This window comes from Dyella sp. RRB7 (assembly GCF_022761115.1).
In the GTDB taxonomy this organism is placed as follows: domain Bacteria; phylum Pseudomonadota; class Gammaproteobacteria; order Xanthomonadales; family Rhodanobacteraceae; genus Dyella.
On record NZ_JAKWJS010000001.1, the window covers coordinates 85,558 to 104,845 of the forward strand.

16 protein-coding genes and 1 pseudogene are annotated in these 19,288 nt (G+C 63.2%); 8 read left to right on the top strand and 9 right to left on the bottom strand.

Annotated elements, in window-relative coordinates; translation table 11 throughout:
• Positions 1-21: 21 nt before the first annotated feature.
• From MJ606_RS00385 to purT, 3 genes are all read right to left on the bottom strand, one after another.
• Positions 22-3,495 carry a hypothetical protein gene (locus tag MJ606_RS00385; protein WP_243047379.1) on the bottom strand — a complete coding sequence of 1,158 codons (3,474 nt, stop codon included), beginning with the start codon at positions 3,493-3,495 and terminating at the stop codon, positions 22-24.
• Positions 3,496-4,075: 580 nt separating this feature from the next.
• Positions 4,076-5,590 (bottom strand): FMN-binding glutamate synthase family protein, encoded by a 1,515-nt coding sequence (locus tag MJ606_RS00390; protein WP_243047380.1) that lies wholly within the window; start codon positions 5,588-5,590, stop codon positions 4,076-4,078.
• A gap of 169 nt (positions 5,591-5,759) precedes the next feature.
• A complete protein-coding gene (purT, locus tag MJ606_RS00395; protein ID WP_243047381.1) occupies positions 5,760-6,941 on the bottom strand; it encodes a formate-dependent phosphoribosylglycinamide formyltransferase in 1,182 nt (393 codons plus the stop codon).
• A 145-nt stretch (positions 6,942-7,086) separates the two neighbouring features.
• On the opposite strand from purT, the gene MJ606_RS00400 reads away from it, so the two are divergent.
• From MJ606_RS00400 to MJ606_RS00425, 6 genes are all read left to right on the top strand, one after another.
• Positions 7,087-8,601, top strand: a complete 1,515-nt coding sequence (locus tag MJ606_RS00400; protein ID WP_243047382.1) for a transglutaminase-like domain-containing protein — start codon at positions 7,087-7,089, stop codon at positions 8,599-8,601.
• A gap of 63 nt (positions 8,602-8,664) precedes the next feature.
• Entirely contained in the window at positions 8,665-9,534 is an 870-nt protein-coding gene (locus tag MJ606_RS00405) for an SPFH domain-containing protein (protein WP_243047383.1), read from the top strand.
• Positions 9,524-9,715, top strand: coding sequence for an Arc family DNA-binding protein (locus MJ606_RS00410; protein ID WP_243047384.1), 192 nt, complete (start codon positions 9,524-9,526; stop codon positions 9,713-9,715). The genes MJ606_RS00405 and MJ606_RS00410 overlap by 11 nt, the downstream gene beginning before the upstream one ends.
• Before the next feature lie 29 nt (positions 9,716-9,744).
• The gene (locus MJ606_RS00415; RefSeq protein WP_243047385.1) at positions 9,745-10,548 is read left to right on the top strand and encodes a CPBP family glutamic-type intramembrane protease; all 804 of its coding nucleotides are present in this window, start codon (positions 9,745-9,747) and stop codon (positions 10,546-10,548) included.
• Positions 10,549-10,706: 158 nt separating this feature from the next.
• Positions 10,707-10,904, top strand: a complete 198-nt coding sequence (locus MJ606_RS00420) for a hypothetical protein (protein WP_243047387.1) — start codon at positions 10,707-10,709, stop codon at positions 10,902-10,904.
• Between the two features lie 85 nt (positions 10,905-10,989).
• On the top strand, positions 10,990-11,454 hold the full coding sequence (locus MJ606_RS00425; protein ID WP_243047388.1) for a DUF1203 domain-containing protein: 465 nt from the start codon (positions 10,990-10,992) through the stop codon (positions 11,452-11,454).
• A gap of 6 nt (positions 11,455-11,460) precedes the next feature.
• On the opposite strand, the pseudogene MJ606_RS00430 reads toward MJ606_RS00425, so the two are convergent.
• Positions 11,461-11,845, bottom strand: a pseudogene (locus MJ606_RS00430) (DUF423 domain-containing protein).
• An 82-nt stretch (positions 11,846-11,927) separates the two neighbouring features.
• On the opposite strand from MJ606_RS00430, the gene MJ606_RS00435 reads away from it, so the two are divergent.
• Positions 11,928-12,545, top strand: a complete 618-nt coding sequence (locus MJ606_RS00435) for an SCO family protein (protein ID WP_243047389.1) — start codon at positions 11,928-11,930, stop codon at positions 12,543-12,545.
• The gene (locus MJ606_RS00440) at positions 12,542-13,030 is read left to right on the top strand and encodes a copper chaperone PCu(A)C (protein ID WP_243047390.1); all 489 of its coding nucleotides are present in this window, start codon (positions 12,542-12,544) and stop codon (positions 13,028-13,030) included. Before MJ606_RS00435 ends, MJ606_RS00440 begins: the two co-directional genes overlap by 4 nt.
• A gap of 23 nt (positions 13,031-13,053) precedes the next feature.
• Here MJ606_RS00440 and MJ606_RS00445 read toward each other — a convergent pair whose 3' ends face one another.
• From MJ606_RS00445 to MJ606_RS00465, 5 genes are all read right to left on the bottom strand, one after another.
• Complete coding sequence (locus tag MJ606_RS00445; protein WP_243047391.1) at positions 13,054-13,929, bottom strand: cytochrome c oxidase assembly protein; 876 nt, start codon at positions 13,927-13,929, stop codon at positions 13,054-13,056.
• A 108-nt stretch (positions 13,930-14,037) separates the two neighbouring features.
• On the bottom strand, positions 14,038-15,930 hold the full coding sequence (locus MJ606_RS00450) for a Gldg family protein (RefSeq protein ID WP_243047392.1): 1,893 nt from the start codon (positions 15,928-15,930) through the stop codon (positions 14,038-14,040).
• A gap of 3 nt (positions 15,931-15,933) precedes the next feature.
• The gene (locus tag MJ606_RS00455; RefSeq protein WP_243047393.1) at positions 15,934-16,668 is read right to left on the bottom strand and encodes an ABC transporter permease subunit; all 735 of its coding nucleotides are present in this window, start codon (positions 16,666-16,668) and stop codon (positions 15,934-15,936) included.
• The gene (locus MJ606_RS00460; protein ID WP_243047395.1) at positions 16,665-17,597 is read right to left on the bottom strand and encodes an ABC transporter ATP-binding protein; all 933 of its coding nucleotides are present in this window, start codon (positions 17,595-17,597) and stop codon (positions 16,665-16,667) included. Before MJ606_RS00460 ends, MJ606_RS00455 begins: the two co-directional genes overlap by 4 nt.
• 172 nt (positions 17,598-17,769) lie before the next feature.
• Positions 17,770-19,125 (bottom strand): polyketide cyclase, encoded by a 1,356-nt coding sequence (locus MJ606_RS00465; RefSeq protein ID WP_243047397.1) that lies wholly within the window; start codon positions 19,123-19,125, stop codon positions 17,770-17,772.
• Positions 19,126-19,288 lie beyond the last annotated feature (163 nt).

Below are 19,288 nucleotides of genomic sequence, written 5' to 3' on the forward strand. Positions count from 1 at the left end.
GTATTGAGGTGACGTATGACATCACTGGCCTCCCAGCACTTGGGTGACCAAAAGTGCGCTTGAGGAGGACACGCTGATACCCGATGCGTTGTAGAAGTCCACGCGCAAGTAGTATTGATGGCCTCGGTCAGTGGTGTTCCAGTTGAACGTGCCCGTGGTGTACTGGCTCCGTGGATTGCTGCCAACGGCGACAGGCGACCCTGCTGGATTGACAACACTCCCCATTGCATCAGCAACTCCTGCGGGTGTACCTGCATCCATCCAGGTGTACTTCACGGTCGCTGCGCCTGCTGGGACAGCACCACTGACGATGACAACGTGGGAATCCCCGGGCTTGGTCTTGTAAAGTGCCCAGGTATTGCCATTGGTGATATCGAAGCCAATAGCCTGATTGCCGGAGCCAGAAGTCAGGCGCCGAGCAGACGTGTACGTGTTGCCATTGATCGCAATGGGCACGGGTATAGTGACGACCGTGGATGATCCCGGGCTGTACGCACTGCATCCGCTAACATTGCAAGCCGCCACGGCATAGCCGTAGTTGCCATTAGTCTGACTGACAGCATTCCAGCTTGTGGCTGCGCTGTTCTGGAGCCCAACCCAGTTTCCGTTAAGTACACCAAGGAGCGCGTAGGTCGTGGCCCCGCCAACGGGCAACCAGCTTACCGTGTAGTTTCCCGTGGCATTGTTGGCAGGGGTAGCGGGGGCCGCCGGGACAGCCGGAATGGAAGGAAGAGTCACGACTACCGCACTGACGTTGCTCCACGGCCCACAACCAACGGCGTTGCAGGCTTGGGCACGGTAACCATAAGTGGCACTGCCTTTGCTGCTGGTGCTCCAGCTAAGCGAGGCGCTGTTCTGCAGTGCGACCCAACCGCCGCCATTGATCTGCTCCTGCAGGATGTAGCTGCTCGTATCGGCTACGGCAGTCCAGCTCACGGTATAGGCACCTAGCACATTGCTGGAGGGCACTGCCAGCACGGGCACACTCGTTGGCGCGGTGGGGATCGCCACCTTGATCGAGCCCACGTTGCTCCACGGGCCGCAGCCAGTCACATTGCAAGCCTGCACGCGGTAACCGTAGGCATTGCTGGTTTTGTTGTTGGCTGTCCAATTGATCGAGGCGCCGTTCTGCAGCGTCGTCCAGTTGCTGCCGTTGACCTGCTCCTGCAGGAGATACGTAGCAGCCCCGGAGATGCTGTTCCAACTGATGGAATAGGCGCCGCTCGTACTGTTTGGCGGCACGCTTATGGTTGGCGCCACCGCGGGCATGGCGGGACTCGCGCCACCATGCTCCGTGCTCTGCGTGACGCGATTGAGCGCGTCGTACTGATATCCTGTCGCATGCCCTGCAGCATTAGTAATGGACAACGGGTTGCCATTGCCGTCATAGGCATAGGTCAGGCTTTGGCCGTTCTGTCCGATCTTCTGATAAACCCGGCCAAGATTGTCGTAACTGGTCGTTTCCACCAGGCCGACGACGCTTCCTCGCATCACAGTACGTTTAGTCACATCGCCATTGAGGTTGTATTCGAAACGCTCCGTGGACGTGCCATCCTTGTCATTATGTGTAATCGTGCTCACCCGCTTGGTGGATGGGTTGCGATTCCAGGTGGTGACCTGGCCATCCGGGCTAGTCAACGTGTAGAGCAACCCAAAGCCGTCATAGGTGTAACGCCAGGTTGTCGCCACCCCGTTAGGGTAGGTCGTTCTGGTTTGGATACGGCCACGCGCATCATAGGTGTAATCCGTAACGTCGCCATTGGGGCCTACGACACGACCCGCTTCGCCAAGACCGTTGTAGTTGCTGTAAATCGTGGCCTGACCAAGTCCATTGGACAGCGAGGCAAGATTGCCGAATGCATCGTATGTGTATATGTCCTTGTCACCGCCGTTGGACGATGGACGAGTCACCGTCATGGTTTGCACCATGCCATTGCCGTACAAGGTATAGCTGTACGTCGTCGTCAACGTCTGGTTAGCGTTGCCCGTTTCCGAAAGATTGGTAGTCGCCACTGATGCGAGGCGATTTTGGGCATTATAGGTATAGGCGGTTTTCTTCCAGCCCCGGATCGTTACGCTGAAAAGGCGATTGAGCCGCCGATCAGTATCCCATACGTAGTCTGTCGTGCGCGCCACAGCTGTGCCATAAGCTTCCGTTTCCGTTTGTAGCTGGCCGTTTGTTGCATACATATAACTATGCGTATTGCCGTTGTTGTCGACTTCGGCAGAGAGATGACCGCTAATGTCATAGGTACGACCGCTGACCGTCGCGCCACAGGTCTGCACGGCGTTATTGCTGATCAGCGTTAGGTTGCCGTTGATGTCGTAGTTTTTGGTGAACTGATGACCCAGCGGATTAGTGATGGTTGCCGACTGCTTACCTGCATTGTCCGCGTAATAAGAGATGCTTACCTTCTCCGAGCCATCGCCCAGGTAAGTACCTGTAGCCCAGCGATAACGCGCATTGTCAAATGCGGTACCCGTTATCTTCGCATTGGTGTCGTAGGTGGTGTAAGCGTAGGGAACGCCGTTGTATTGGACCTCCGATAAGCGCGACCCATAGGGTGGGGAGGCGAAGCTGAGATATTTGAACGTCACCACGGTGGCAGGTGAGCCCGGGTACGCAATGGAAGAAAGGGTCGGCGCCCGGGGGTTTTCAATCATGTAAACGTTGCCGCCGGGATCGATGACGCTGGCAACCTCAAGAAACGGCGAAACACTCTTCGATTCATAACGGATGGAGAACGACTTTCCGCTGGTATGCGTGACTGTCTTGGATGTCTTGTCCGAATTCGTCTCAATCAACCAGCCAATGCCGGACGCGTTCTTGATGGATCGCAGACTGCCGCTGGAGGAATAGACCTGGGTTGTTGCGTCCTCATCCTGCAACGTGTAATCACCGGTAACCGAGTCACGCGTGAGTGTGGATACGCCCTTGCTGGTATAGGAAGTGGCGCCGGGTCCACCAGCGAAGACAAGCGACGAGCCATCCGGCCTATGAAGTGTTGTCTGCTTGCAAGCACCGATTTCAGGCGGATTTGCGTTGCAGTTGGTGTCGAGGCTGTAGAAGATATTGTCCGTCCAGCTTCCGCCGTTGTAATACAGCACATAGGTCAACCCCATCTCGCCAGGCAGGGCGAACAGGGGGTAGTTTTCCACCTTGGTACCCGTGGCCGGCAGGATGGGATCACCATCGCTATCGCAGGGGTTGGGATTGTTCGATGGAACGGCAGCGGGTGTGCGATTGGCGGTTGCGTAGGCGCGCCCAAGATAGGCGGTTACATTCCCCGTGGGAGCCAGCAAAGAACCACTCCCCCAGTGGCTCGCTGCATAGAACCCTTGCACACTGGGCCCTGGCAAATTTTTCGGGGGCGCAGGCACCGGGCCATTGATTTGCTTGGCCGTATGAAACCCGTCGACCTGCGCGGCAACACCTGTAGAAAGCAGCGCTGTCAGTACTGCAACACTTATGCGTGACCGCAGAACAAGGGACATAAGAGCATCGCCTTAGCAAAAGGGTGAACACTGACGCACAGACACCTGACGCCGCGCGACTGAAGAACGGCGGACATTGCAATGGCATTGGAAGAAGCAGAGAACGAGCGGGCCCAGGGAACGTTGAGAAAAGACGCGTCGCCAACAGCCTTGGCGAGACATCCTCCCTCAGAACTGAAACTCCCCTGATATCAGCGCCCCAAGTTGACTCGCAAAAAGTTACGCGAAATTTTGACCCGACCACAATGGGCTGAAGCGGGGATTTCGTAAGACATCGTCCATCAAACCTGTGAGGCTAGATCCAGCGATAACAAACGCCATTTCGCACGAAACGCCCATTGTCTCCGCGGATACGCCACTGTAGGCACTCTTCACCAGCGCGTCACCGCGAGTGGGAACGGGTACTTCCTCAATGATGCGCACGGGTCGCCGAAACGGGACGCCATAGCGGCCTTCATCGTATCCGGGCGCCATCGATCTCTCTCACACGGACAAGGAATCTCAAACCATATAGTCCGCATGAAGATGCCGCCCATCGAATGACGGGCGGGCAACCTGGACTCAGGAAACAACGAAGCCGCTACGCCTGTGAAGCGGGTGCCGACGGGTAGGGATACAGCTTGATCAGCGGCACCGAAATGCCGTCGTCGCCGACGACGCGGCAGTGGGTGCGATCGAGCTGGCGTGGTTCTTCGACGCCGCAGCTGTGGGCGATGATGCCGACTTCGTGCATGACGTTGGTGGCGTAGTGGGCCACGCGTTCGCTCTTGTCGGTGACCACCAGGCCACGCTGCAATTTGGTGTTTTGCGTGGTGATGCCGGTGGGGCACGTATTGCGATTGCATTGCAGCGACTGGATGCAGCCCAGCGCCAGCATGAAGCCGCGCGCGGAATTGACGAAGTCGGCGCCCATCGACAGCGCCCAGGCCACGTCATACGCGGTGACGCATTTGCCGGAACAAATCACCTTGATGCGCTCGCGCAGTCCCTTGGCGATAAGCAGGTTCACCAGCGCCGGCAAGGATTCGTGCAGCGGCAGGCCCACGCCTTCCATCAGGGTCTGCGGCGCGGCGCCGGTGCCGCCTTCCGAACCGTCGACGATGATGAAATCCGGTGCGCTCTCGATACCGCGCTTATGCACTTCGTCGCATAGTTCGTCGATCCAGTCCACGCCACCGAACACGGCCTTGAAGCCCACCGGCTTGCCGGTGAGATCGCGGATATGGCGAATGGCATCCATCAGCTCCTGCACGTTGCCGATGTCGAGATGGCGATTGGGGCTTTGCGAATCCTCGCCTACCGGAATGCCGCGAATCGCGGCAATTTCCGGCGTTACCTTCACGCCCGGCAACAGGCCGCCCATGCCGGGCTTGGCGCCTTGGCCGAGCTTGATGCTCACCATCTTCACCTGCTTGTGCGCGCAGATGGCCAACAGCTTCTGGTCGTCGAGCTTGCCATCAGGCGTGCGCACGCCGTACTTGGCGGTGCCGATCTCGAAGATGATGTCGCAGCCGCCTTCCAGGTGATACGGGGCCAAGCCACCTTCGCCGGTATCCATCCAGATGCCGGCCTTGGCCGCACCGTGCGACAGCGCGCGCACCGCCGGTGCAGACAAGGCACCAAAGCTCATCGCTGAAATGTTGAAGAACGCCGCGTGCTGGTAGGGCTCGCGCGAGTACGGCCCAAGCGTCACCGGCAGCGGCTTGATGTGCCTGTCGCCCAACGCGGGGAATGGCGCATTGACGAAAAACGGTACGCCCTCGCCGCGCAGGTCGCGGGTGGAGCCGAAGGCGTTGGTGTTGTCCACGTTCTTGGCGGCGCGATAGACCCACAAGCGCTGGGCACGGTTGAACGGCATCTCTTCGCGGTCGCTGGAATACAGGTACTGGCGAAAAAATTCACCCAGGTGCAGGAACCAGTAGCGGAAGTGGCCGATGACCGGAAAATTGCGCAGCACCGAATTGGACGTCTGGTTGCGATCCACCAGCCAGACCACCATGACCACCACGACCAGCAACACGAGCAGAAGCAGGAACAGGGCGGCAAAGGTTTCCACCACGACCACCAGCCAATGCGCAAATCCCATCGAGTCCATCAGTTTCTCCGGTTGCTGTCGTTCTTCCTCTCCCTCGATGGGGAGAGGACTGGGGGTAAGGGATTCATCTTGCGATAAGCAGCGGGCAAAGCCGGTATTTTTTTAGAGTATCCGGCAAGCACCCGCCGCTCACTTCAGTCCCCCAAGTGGGGGAGAGGAAGCAAAGCGCCTAAAGCTCCACGCGCAGAATCTTCGCCGCGCGTACCGCCTTTACCTTGGCCGCTTCGATGCTTTCATCGCGCGCCAAGGTTACCGCCATGCGTCGGCGTCCTTTCACCGTCGGTTTGCCGAAGATGCGCAGCTGCGTATCCGGTTCCTCCAGCGCTTCGGCCACGTTGAAGTAACGCGGCGCATTGCCCTCGCCTTCCACCAGTACCGCGCACGAGGCCGCCGGCCCCAGTTGGCGGATGGCTGGAATGGGCAGCCCCAGGATGGCGCGTGCATGCAGCGCGAATTCGGAGAGATCCTGCGAGATCAAGGTGACCAGGCCGGTGTCGTGGGGGCGCGGACTCACTTCGGAGAAGATCACCTTGTCGCCCTTGACGAAAAACTCCACCCCAAACACACCCCAGCCACCGAGCGCGCCGGTGATGGCGGCTGCCTGTCGCTGCGCCTCGGCCAGTGCCGCGTCGCTCATCGGCTGCGGCTGCCACGACTCGCGATAGTCGCCGTCCTCCTGGCGATGACCGATCGGCGCGCAGAAGCTCACGCCGTCCTTGTGACGCACCGTGAGCAGCGTGATCTCGTAATCGAAATCGACGAAACCCTCGACGATTACCCTGCCCTTGCCGGCGCGCCCGCCCGACTGGGCGTAATCCCACGCATGCTGCAGTTCGCTTTCCTGGCGCACCACGCTCTGGCCCTTGCCCGACGAACTCATCACCGGCTTGATCACGAACGGCAGGCCGATGGCGGCGACCGCCTCGTGATACTCCGCCTCGGTGTCGCAGAAGCGGTAGCGCGAGGTGGGCAATTGCAACTCTTCGGCAGCCAACCGACGGATGCCTTCGCGATCCATGGTGAGCCAGGCGGCGCGCGCGGTCGGAATGACGCGCAGGCCCTCCTTTTCCAGCTCGATCAAGGTGGGCGTGTGGATCGCCTCGATCTCGGGCACGACCAGGTCGGGCTTCTCCTGTGCGATCAATGCGCGCAGCGCCGCGCCATCGAGCATGTCGATCACGTGGCTGCGATGCGCCACCTGCATGGCAGGTGCGTTGGCGTAGCGATCCACCGCGATGACTTCCACCGCGTAGCGCTGCAGCTCGATCGCCACCTCCTTGCCAAGCTCGCCGGAGCCGAGCAAAAGCACGCGCAGGGCGTGGTCGGAATAAGGCGTGCCAAACGGCTTCATCGGCGTCTCCAGACATGACAAAGGCCCATTGTAAGCGTCGTGGCGGGGCAACGCGCGAGCGATGAACATTGCGTGCCACGCTACCCATTGACGGATGCATCGAACCGGCATTGACTGTGATCGTCACCGTCCCCGCGGAGCGACCATGCGCAATCGGACTGCCTTGCTATGGCTGTTGCTGGCGTTGTGTCCCGCCCCCGGGTTGACCGCCCGGGCCGAGACCGTGCCGGCCGATACCCGCTGGATGACGGTGCTGCTGGGCGGCCGCAAGATCGGCCACCTGCAGATCGAACATCGGCGCGACGGCGACATCGTCACCACCACGCAAGCCCTGGTGATCGAGCTCAACCGCAACGGCAGCAGCATCCCGCTTGGCGTGACGATACGCAGCGTCGAAAGCACGACGGGCCAACCCCTGGCTTTCTATGCCCGCAGCACCCTGTCCACTACGGACAGCACGGTCGATGGCAGGCGCCTGCCCGATGGCGACTTCGCGGTCACCACCACGGTGGGCGGCATCGCCCGCCAGGCCACGCTGAGCTGGCCGCCGGGCGCGGTGCTGAGCGAAGGTCAGCGGCTGACCATGCTTAAAGCCGCGGCGCATCCAGGCCAGAGCTACGCCATGAGCATGTTCGACCCTGCCAGCCAGGCCGTGGCCCACGTCGACATGCAGGTCATCGGCGATGAGCGGGTGGTGCTGCCAGAGGGCAGCATGGTGCTCAACCACCAGCGCCAGACGCTGCAGCCCCCCCGTGGCGTGCAGACCATGGACCTGTGGCTGGACGACCAGGGCCACGCGCGCAAAGGCACCCTGGGCATGCTGGGACATGAGCTGGAAATGCTCGCCTGCAGCCAGCGTTGTGCCATGGCGCCCGTGCAGGATGTCGACATGTTCCGGGCGGCCATGGTGGATTCGCCGCGCCTGCTTCCCGCCGCCATGCGCAGCACGTTCCTGCGCTACCGGATACATATGCCCGAGGGCAGCCCACCGCCCGCCATCGACACCGACGAACAACACATCTCCAGCCTGGGACACGGTGACTGGCTGGTGGATATCGGCAACCCCCAGCCGGGCGGCGAGGCTGCCCCGGATGCCGGGGACACGCAGCCCAATGCCTGGGTGCAGTCGGATGCGCCAGTCATTCGTGAGCTGGCCGCCAGGGTCGTCGGTGATGCCGCCGGCGACCTGCAGAAAATGCGCCGTCTGCGCAGCTTCGTCAGCGGCTACATCACCCAGCATGGGCTGGATGTCGGGTATGCCTCGGCGCTGGAGGTGGTGCAGACCCGCCAGGGCGATTGCACCGAATACGCCGTATTGCTGGCCGCCCTGGCCCGGGCGGAGGGGATTCCCACGCGAGTGGTGACCGGCATGGTCTATGCAGATCGCTACGGCAGCAGTTCACGCGTGTTCGTACCCCATGCCTGGGTGCAGTCCTGGATCAATGGCCGCTGGCAAAGCTTCGACGCGGCATTGCGGCAGTTCGACAGCACTCATATCGCGCTGGATCTGGGTGACGGCGATCCGTGGCATTTCTTCAACATCACCAACCTGCTCGGCCAGATCCACATCGAGAAGATCACCCCAAGCTGGGAGCTGGCGGGCAACCTGCCCCCAACCTCGGCCATCGGCCCTACGGCCGCCGCCGGCGAGGGCAGGTAAGGGCGGGACTTGTTGATAGATATCATTTTGATATCTAATCCTCTCATCTAGGGAGGAACCACCATGAACGAACGTCAGGGTTTTTCGGTCGCCGGCATTCCCACCATCGTCGTGTGCCTGCTGTTGGCGCTGGCCGGCGCGGCACTGCTGCTGGGCGTGGCCACGGGTCAGCTCGGTCGGGATGGCCTGCTGGGCATCGGCCTGGAAGTCATCGTCGCTTTCACGCTGAAGGGCTTTTTCCAGGTCGCGCCGAACGAGGGCCAGGTGTTGCAGTTGTTCGGCAAGTACGCCGGCACCGTGCGCCAGGAAGGCCTGCGCTGGACCAACCCGTTCTATACCCGCCGCCGCGTCTCGCTGCGCGTGCGCAATTTCGAGAGCAGCAAGCTCAAGGTCAACGACAGCGACGGCAACCCCATCGAAATCGCCGCCATCGTGGTGTGGCAGGTGGTCGATACGGCCGAGGCGGTGTTCTGCGTGGACGACTACGAGAACTTCGCGCAGATCCAGAGCGAGTCGGCATTGCGCCAGATAGCGCAGAACTACCCTTACGATGCGCACGACAATGGCAAGCCCTCGCTGCGCAGTCATGGCGAGGTGATCAACAACCATCTGCGCGACGAAATCCAGGCCCGCCTGGACAAGGCTGGCGTACAAGTCATCGAGGCACGCATCAGCCACCTCGCCTACGCCCAGGAAATCGCCCAGGCCATGCTGCAGCGCCAGCAGGCCAACGCCATCGTGGCGGCACGCGAGCGCATCGTCGAAGGCGCGGTGGGCATGGTCGCCATGGCGCTGGACAAGCTGCGCCTGCAGGGCGTGGTGGAACTGGACGAGGAGCGCAAGGCCGCCATGGTCAGCAACCTGCTGGTGGTGTTGTGCGGCGACCGCGCCACCCAGCCGGTGGTCAACGCCGGCACGCTCTATGGCGGCTGACAAAAAAGCCTACCCCCTGCGCATCAGCGCTGCCGTGCTCGAAGCCATGCAGCGCTGGGCCGACGACGATCTGCGCAGCGTCAATGCGCAGATCGAGTTCGTCCTGCGCGAGGCACTGCGCAAGAGCGGGCGTCTCAAACCTGCGCAAAGCGAGCCGGTGAGCGACGACGACACGCCTTGAGGCATCTTTCCCCAGGTGACCTGGCCGCCATGCATCAGAAGGACTCCATCATGCCCATCGCAGTGCGGCCCGGCGCACGAATCCCGCAGCTCAAACTCGCCCTGTGGCTGGGTGCAGCCGCCGCGGTCGCCGCAATCGCGCTGCTGCCCTACATCCTGGTCACGATGCCTGAGCGCTTTGTTGCCTTGCCCATGCCACTGTGGGCGGTTGCCCTGATGCAGGTCGTGCAGACCGGCGTGATATGCGGGTTGCTCGCCTGGGCCGGCCTGCATCTGGGCGCTCGGCACGGCCTGGGCGCGCCCTGGCTGCACGCATGGATATACCAGACGCCGGCCCCGACAGTGCGTCCGCACTGGCTGTTTGCGGTGATGCTGGGCATTGCTACCGCTGCACTGATCAGCGCTATCGATTCCACCGTTCTTCCCAGTTCCTCCCTCGGCTCGACTGGGGCCTGGGGCATGGCATGGCGCGGCGCCATGGCTTCGTTCTACGGAGGCATTGCGGAAGAAATCGACTGCAGACTATTCCTGGTCAGTCTGATCGTGTGGCTACTGGCATACCCGCGGCGCGGTAGCGCCCAGCCTTGGATGTTTATCGTCGCGATTGCATTTGCAGCCCTGCTGTTCGGCATGGGCCATCTCCCTGCGATGTTCGCCATGGGCATGTCGCATACGGTATTGGCCATGGGCTGCATCGTACTGCTCAATGCGCTCGTGGGCGCCGTATGCGGAGGCCTCTATTGGAAGCTGGGCCTGGAGCACGCGATGCTTGCGCACTTCAGTGCGGACATCGTGCTGCACGTGTTCATGCCGCTCCTCCAAGGAGGGCGTTAGCCCAAGCGTGGGGGATAGCAGTCGACGCCGCGTGCAGCTGGTCATGGATTCCGTGTCCACATCGCCTGCACGGCCCGGGCGTTAGCGTTTGCACTCAGCGCGCCCCGGCCACAGCCGGGACTGGACGCCGTCCACGATCGTGTATCCGGAGAACCCCCATGGCCAAAGACTACCGCTCGCTGCCCGATGATCCGGTGATATGCGAAAACTGCGCCCGCACCGGCCATAAGGTGGAAATGCAGCCCCATGACAAGCTTCCCATGGAAGCCGTCGAGTGGGCCAAGGAGGAAGACACCGAGCTGCAGAGTTACCGCTGCCCCTCGTGTGAAAGCATCGAGGTATTCCGCGTCGACTGAATCGACGCGCGTTGGCCGCAAGATTCGGATGGCCGCAAGCGGGCGCGACGGGCAACCTGGAGACTCCTTCCGATGGAGTCTTGCCATGCGCTTCCGCATCACCGGCCTGCCCGCGCAGCCCTTCAAGGAGCTGTTTTCGCTCACCGACGAAGCGCTGGCCGCGCAACGCGCCATGCGTGTGGTGGTGGACCGCGAGCATGGCTACCCCTGCCGCATCAGCCTCACCGATGCCGAGCCCGGCCAGACGGTGATCCTGCTCAACTACGAGCATCAGCCGGCGGATTCACCCTTCCGCGCCAGCCATGCGATCTATGTCCGCGAAGGCGAGCAGCAATACGACGAAATCGACCTCGTACCCGACCAGCTGCGGCGGCGCCTGCTCTCGGTGCGCGGCTTCGATCGACACGGCATGCTGCGCGATGCCGATGTCGCACCAGGCACGGCGCTGGAACCGCTGGTCGAACGGCTGTTCAACGATGAAGACATCGCCTACCTGCATATCCACATGGCGCGTCCCGGCTGTTATGCGGCGCGCGTGGATCGTGCATGAGGGCGCTCAGCGGATGTCGCGCGCCGCCATCGGCACCAAGGCGATACCCAGGGCGAGCCAGCCGACGATGAAGGCCACGCCACCCACTGGCGTGATCGCACCAGCCCAGCGCGGCGCGCCGAGCGCCAGCCCGTAGAGGCTACCGCAGAAAATCACGATGCCCACCGCAAAGGCCGTCACTGCCACCTTGCGCGCGCCCCCGTGCCAAGGCCACGGCAAGCGCCAATGCCAGCGCATGCCAGAAGTGATAGCTCACGGCGGTATGCCACAGCTCGCTGCCGCGCGCATCCAGTACATCGCGCAAGGCATGCGCGCCGAATGCACCGAGCAGAACGGCACTGGCGCCAGCCAGGCCAACCAGCATGCCGCTGGCGGAGACAGGTTGTCGCATGATGCTCCACTCCTTGGGCCGCCGGACGCCGGCCGGGGGATCAGTGTCGTATGCTGGCGGAATGATTCCTATCGATTTTCGCATGAAGCTTTGTCGCATCCGCCGCGTCGCCCTGCTGTCGCTGCTGGCCCTCGCTGCCCTGCTGCAAGCCGGTTGCCACCGGGAAGACGCCATCCCCTGGCTACTGACCGACGTCACCGGCCACATGCCCGACCTGGATTTCCGCCTGGTCGACGATCACGGCAAGGCCGTCACCGGCCAGGACTATCGCGGCAAGGTGGTGCTGCTGTATTTCGGCTACACGCATTGCCCGGACGTCTGTCCACTGACGCTGGCGCAATTGCACGTGGTGATGCAGCGCCTGGGGCCGCTCGCTGACGGCGCGCGCATCCTGTTCGTGAGCGTGGACCCGGCACGCGACACGCCGGAAGTGATGCATGCCTACGTCAATGCGTTCGATCCTCGTGCCGTGGGCCTGTCCGGTGCGCCGCGCGATATCGAGGAGCTGAGCAAGCGTTACCGCTCGGCCTTCACGCGCGAGCCGGACCAGGGCAACGGCCAGTACGAAGTAAGCCACAGCTCGGCCATCTACATCTTCGATCGCGACGGCAAGGCGCGCCTGCTGTCGACGCCGGATCGCTCACAAGACGATCTTGTCCACGACCTGCACCTGCTGCTCAGCCTGGGAGCCTCCGCATGAGCCTGCGTACCGCCCGCACCCTGCCCTTGCTGCTGGCTGGCATCCTGCTGGCTGCCGGCGCGCACGCCAGTGAAGCCGAGCATGTACACGCCAGCCAGGCATGGATCCGCATACTGCCCGGCGATCTGCCGGCGGGTGGCTATGTCACGCTGGAAAACACCGGCGACCAGCCGACCAGCCTGCGTGCTGCGCACAGCCCGAGCTACGCCAGCATCGGCCTGCACAAGAGCAGCGCCGACGGTGGCACGAGCCGCATGGCGATGGTCGACAGCGTGGCCATCCCCGCCCACGGCAAGGCCGAGCTGACACCGGGTGGCTATCACCTGATGCTGATGAAGGCCGCCGCGCCAGTGAAGCCCGGCGACAAGGTGAAGCTCACCCTCACCTTCGGCGATGGCAGCACGCTGGACACCGATTTCCTGGCCCGTCCGGCCAATGCCACCGATGCCGGCGATGCGATGCCGGGCATGGAACACGGCCACTAGCGCATCTCGAAGAACCGCGCCGCTTATTCCTGGGTGGCCGACACTGGCCGCGCCGGCACCGTGCGCCGCGGCCACGGCTTGCGGCGGATACGCCCGCTGCGCGACAGTCGCAGCCATTGGCGCAAGGCCAGCAGGCCGCCGACCGACTCGATGATCGCCGCCGGCACCCACATGATCACGCCGCCCACCAGCTGCGCGGTGAGCACGTTGAAAGTGAATGCCCGGCCGCAGATTTCGAAGATCGGATAGAGGTCGGTCTTGGAGAAGGTGACGATGGCGCCGGCCAGGATCTGCGGCGTCATGGTGAGGCCCGGCGACAGCACGCGCACGCCCGGGGTCATGCGGCCGGGCGGCCGCGGGCGATGATCGAGCACCAGCCACCAATAGCTGAAACCGCTCACCAGCATCGACCAGTTCATGAAGCGGTAGATGCGCCAGTCCAGCATGGCCAGCGTCTGCATCGACGGTATCAGCCAGACCAGGATGAACACGACGAACAGCACCGTCGCGACCGCCGGATTCAACAGCACCGCATAAACGATGCGCCATGGCCATGATCGCAACACCGGCTTGAGCCCATGCACGCGCCAGGACAACGGCAAGCCCTTGCGCAACACCGGGCCGGGATACGAAGCGATGATCAGCAGCGGCGCCAGGTGATGCAGCAGCACCTGCTGGATGCGGTGCATGAAGAACTCATGCTCGAAGAAATAATCCAGATAGGTGTGCAGCGATACGTAGATCATCACCATGCCCACCCAGAACGCGAGCCGGCGGCCAAGGCTCACCGGCTGGCGGTGGCAGCCGCGCACATAGAGCACGCAGCAGGTCACGAAGATGAGCAGGAATACCCAGGAAAACTCCCAGGGCACGATCCACTTGAGCACGCTTGCCATCATCGATCCGATCCGCAACCACTCACCAGCGACCGCCCATCATAGCCCCTCCAGGCGATCGCCCCGCCTGCATGCAGCGTGGCGCCGGGCGCCCAGGAACTTGCGCCCCGATCAGAACTGACGCCGGCTGCGACGCGAGCGTCGCCAGCCGTACAGCAGGCCGACCAGCACCACCAGCGCCGGCACCAGCACGATATTGATGAACTTCAGCCGCAGCCCCAAGGCATCGATCTCGGCATTGAACTGATGCTGCACGTCGCGCAGCTCCTTGTTGATGGCCAGCTGCCGCTGCAGGAACTGTTCGATCTCGGCGCGCTGTTCCACGCTGACGCTGTCGCCACGACCCGCCTTGGCCGGCTGCAGTTCGCTGAGGCGATTGCGGGTGACGGCCAGTTCGCGCTGCAGCTCCTGTTTCTTGGCCAGGTACTTCTGGTCGGCCGCGCTTTGCAACGCCAGCACGCGGGTGAACGGGCGCTGCGAACTCACCCGCCCATGGATGGAAAGCAGGGCCGAGGAACCGCTAAGGTTGTCGGCGATATTGGTCATGAGATCGCCGTTGTTGGCGATCGCGCTGAGCTGCGGCTGTCCCAGCAGGCTTTGCGTGTAGGACACCCACAGGCGGTCGCTGAGCAGGTCGGTATCCGCCACCAGGATCACTTCGGTGGTATCGCCCGACCTGGCGACATAACCCGGCTGTTGCGCCCGCTCGGGGAACGCGCTGGGGAACTGCCCGCGCAGCCGCGCGGCAATGACATAGCGAATGTTGTCCGGCCGATAGTTGTCGAGCAAACCGCCAGGGTTATTGATGGATTCGCGCACGCGCTGGCTGGACACGACCTCGGCATCGGGCGTGGTCTGCATCAGCGGCTGCAGCCGCGACAACGTCCCGGGCGCCAGGTCGAAGTAGCCCGCGCTGGAGACGTTGATGCGCTGCAGGCTCGCGGTGATCACGTCATCGCGATTGAGCTCCTGCTGCCCCAGCCCCAGCATGGCCGGATGGCTCATCGCGCTGTTGTCGGCCAGTTCGATGCGCAACCCGCGCGAGCGGTCCAGCACCACCTTCTGCGGGTCGTACAGCACGCCCCAGGCGGCAAACAACTTCGACAGGTCCGAATTGTGGTCGTCGGTGATGCCGTTGCTGTCCACGAACGGCGTGTTGTCCATCTCGGCCACCGGATCGACGAACACCACCAGGTGACCGCCGCGCAGCACGTACTGGTCGATCGCATAGAGCGCATCGGCCGGCAGGTGCTTGGGATGGATCACCAGCAGCGCCTTGATGTCGCCATCGATGCGCTTGAGCTTGGACGCATCGAGCGTCTTCACCTCGAACTGCTGGCCAAGCTGGCGCATCACCGTCCACGGCTCCTCGCCGATCACCGGATTGCCTTCCACCGGCAGGCTGCTGATCAGCCCGATAGACGGTTTGGACGGCTGGTCCAGCTCGAACAGCAACTTGGCGATGTCGTACTCAAGAAACGTTTCGCGCGAAGGGTCGAACAGCGGGATGGCGAGGGTCTTGCCCGGCACGCGCTCATCGCCATCGTCGCCATCGGAGTTGGCGGGCATGGTGCTGCCCACCAGGCCGAAGAACACACGCTCGCCATTGGTGCCGCCATTGATCGGCGTCAGCCCGTAGCCCTCGGCACTGGCCTCGTCATCGGAATACGGCACCGGGTCGACGATCTGCAGGCGCAGGCGTCCATGCGCGCGGGCCACCATCTCCTGCAGCATCTCGCTGACGCGCTGCTCATAGCTGCGCAGCTGCGGCAGGTCGCGCGTGGCATGGTCCGAGAAATACAGCGTCAGCTTGAGCGGCGCGTGCATGCCATCGACGATATGGATGGTGCCCGGCGTCAGCGTGTACAGCTTGTCCGCGGTGAGGTCCACGCGGGCAACCCGCACCCAGCGGCTGCTGCCCAGCACGAGGGTGACAAAGACGATGGCCAGCAGGACCAGTGCGGCCAGCAGGACGGTGCGGCGGCTGAAATGGATGCGCGTCATGGTTCAGGGCGTCCGCTTCAGGTCAAGCACCAGCACGCCGGCGGTCAACCACGCCGCCATGCTCAGCAGGAAATACAGCAGGTCGCGCAGATCCAGCACGCCGCGCGAAATGGCTTCGAAGTGCCGCAGCATGCTCAGGTGCGCCAGGCCATTGACCAGCTTGCGCGGCAACGCACCCTGGAAAAACTCCATCACCTGCGGCTGTCCCACCAGGATCAGCAGGAAACACACCACCAGGGTCAGCACGAAGGCCACCACCTGGCTCTGCGTCACCGCCGACAGGCACGCGCCAATGGCCAGGAAGGCGCCAGCCATCAGCCAGCTACCGAGGTAACCTGCGATGATGACGCCGTTGTCCGGCGAGCCGAGATAATTCACCGTGATCCAGATCGGGAACGTGAGCAGCAGCGCCAGCCCGATGAACAGCCAGGCGGCGAGAAACTTGCCCAGCATGGCCTGCGCCAAGGTCAGCGGCAGGCTGAGCAGCAATTCCAGCGTGCCGCCCTTGGCCTCCTCCGCCCACATGCGCATGGATACGGCCGGCACCAGCACCAGATACAGCCAGGGATGCATCACGAAGAACGGCTGCAGATCGGCCTGGCCTCGCTCGTAGAAATCGCCCGCGTAGAAAGTGAGGATGCCGGCCAGCACCAGGAAGATCACCAGGAACACATAAGCCACCGGCGTCACGAAATAGCTGCGCAGCTCACGCCGCACCACCGCCGCGATGGGACTCATGCGCCGCCCTCCACACCAGTGGTGATCTGGCGGAAGACCTCGTCGAGGCGGCCGCGCTCCAGCTGGATCTCCGATACTTCCAGGCCCTGCTGGCGCAGCAAGGTTTCCACCGGTTCGAGGATGCGCTCGCCCGGCCGGGGGAACACGGTGATGCGGCCGTCCAGCGGGTCCACCTCGATCGAAGCCACCTGCGGCAGGCGGCCGAGCATCTCCTGTGATACCCCGCTGCCCGGCGCGCTGAACGACACCGCGCCGTGATAGCGCGAGCGCGCCTCCAGCTCTGCCGGCGTCGCATCCGCCAGCAGGCGGCCGTTGGCGATGATCACCACGCGATTGCACAGGGCATGGACTTCTTCCAGCAGATGCGTGGAGATCAGGATGGTGCGATCGCGCGCCATGGCGTCGATCAGCTGGCGCACGGTGTGCTTCTGGTTGGGATCGAGGCCGTCGGTCGGCTCGTCCAGCATCAGCACCTGCGGGTTGTGCACGATCGCCTGGGCCAGCCCCACGCGGCGGCGCAGGCCCTTCGACAACGTGTCGATGCACTGGTCGAGCACGCCTTCCAGTTGCAGGCCACCCACCACCCGCTCGAAGCGGCGGTAGCCTTCGTCACGCTGCAGGCCACGCATGCGGATGATGAAGGTGAGGAATTCGCGCACGGTCAGCTCGCCATAGCTCGGCGCGCCCTCCGGCAGGTAGCCCAGCGCGCGCTTGGCCTTCAACGGCTCCTTGCGCACGTCGTAGCCGCAGACACGGGCCGTGCCGGAGCTGGGCTCCAGGAAACCGGCAATCATGCGCATCGCCGTGGTCTTGCCGGCGCCATTGGGACCGAGCAGGCCCAGCACCTGTCCAGGCTCGGCCCGGATGCTCAGGGAATCCACCGCGATCAGGGTGCCGTAGCGTCGGGTCAGCTGTTCGGTTTCGATCATGTCCGGTCGAGGCAGGTGGCAGGCAGTCGCCGCAGGCGCGCCGCCAGTGGGTCCAGCGAGGTCGACCCGCAATGTAACCGAAAAGTTCGCCCTTACCGGGCGATGGGCAACGCGAAAATGAAAAGGCCCTTCGCGGGGAAGGGCCTTTTCAGGAGCTTGCCGTTGGTCGGGCTTACTGCGCGGTGGTGGCAGCGCTGGCCGGTGCGGCGGCGGTGCCGGACGAGGCCGGAGCCTGGTCACCGTTGTCGTCGAGCGACGGCGGCTTGATGCCGGCTTCCTGCTCCGGGGTCTGCGCCGGGGCCCAGCTCAGCGGCAGGTACACGTCGTACTCGGCGTAGCTCTTGACCTCGTCACCCTGCTTCACTTCCGGCTTGGCTTCGATGTCGTAGAAGCGGTTGACCACTTCGTCGAACTTGTAGCCGTGGGTCTGTGCATAGGCCTTCAGCAGGTCGCGGGTCTGCGGCACGCCGGCGGCGGTACCGTTCCACACGGCCTTGAGGGCCGGGCCACCGAAGGCCAGGAAGGCGCGCACGTCGTTGTCGATGATCAGGCGGCCGAAGCGGTCATGACCACCCGGGGTGTTGCTGTCGGCGTTGCCGGCGGCGGCACCTGCGCTGGTGCTGGCATCAGCCGGCGCAGACGTCAGATCCGGCGCCTTGGCGGCAGTCAGGTCCACCGACTGGCCACCCACGTTCAGGCTGGTCGCGCTGATCGGCAGGGCCACGTCGAAGGTGTAGGTCTGGTCGCCGTAGTTGGTGGTGTAGATGATGCGCGGACCGGTGGTGGTCACGCCCAGCTTCTTCGCGGCAGCCTGGATCTGGGCCACGGCCTTGTCGGTCGCATCGTTCAGCGCCTCGAGGCCTCCCTTGCGCTCGATCGAGGTGGACACCAGCAGCACCGGCGTCGGCTGGGTCTGCTCGATGTACGGGATCAGCTTGGTGTAGTCGAGGTTCGGCACCGCCGCCAGCACGTTCTGCAGGTTGGTCAGGGTGAACTGGATGAAGGCATCCGGGTCGCCATGAATGTACAGGCTGGAATAGCGGTTGATCAGGTTGAAGCCGTAGTCGACGTCATACGACCAGGTGATGTTGGTCAGCTGGCCACGGCTGCCCTGACGCTCGAGGTCGAGCGTGAAGTGCTTGTCGTTGCCGTGCCAGTCGTTGTCCAGGTTCCAGACGATGGAAGCCTTCTTGGCGGTCGAGTCGATCTTGTCGAAGCTCGGATCGGCCGAAGCGATGGTCAGCTTGCCGCTGCCGACCTTGTCGTCCTGACTGGACCAGCTCACTTCGGCGCCCGGACCATAGTCCTTGCCGGAGAAGTCGAACTTCACATTGCGGTCGTACTCGCGCTGCACGGAATACTCCGGGAAGCGACGGAAGTTGTTCAGCACGTCATAGACCTGACGCATGTCCTTGCCGACGACCTGCGACCGTTCGACATGGCCGCTGCCAGGCATAACAAAGCCCACCACCACCGCCACCACGGCGACGATGATCAGGGCAACAATGAATTCAAGAACACGCATCATTCCAGGGTTCTCCGCACGTCTCTCTGTACACGGCACAAGACAGTCGCCGGAGACCGGCCCGCCACGGGAGATTCCCGAAGAATCGCATCGTGACAGGGGGTCGGCCAGCGCCGAAGCCACCGATGGTACTTGCTCGCGCGCAGGAACGCTATCCGGCCGTAAA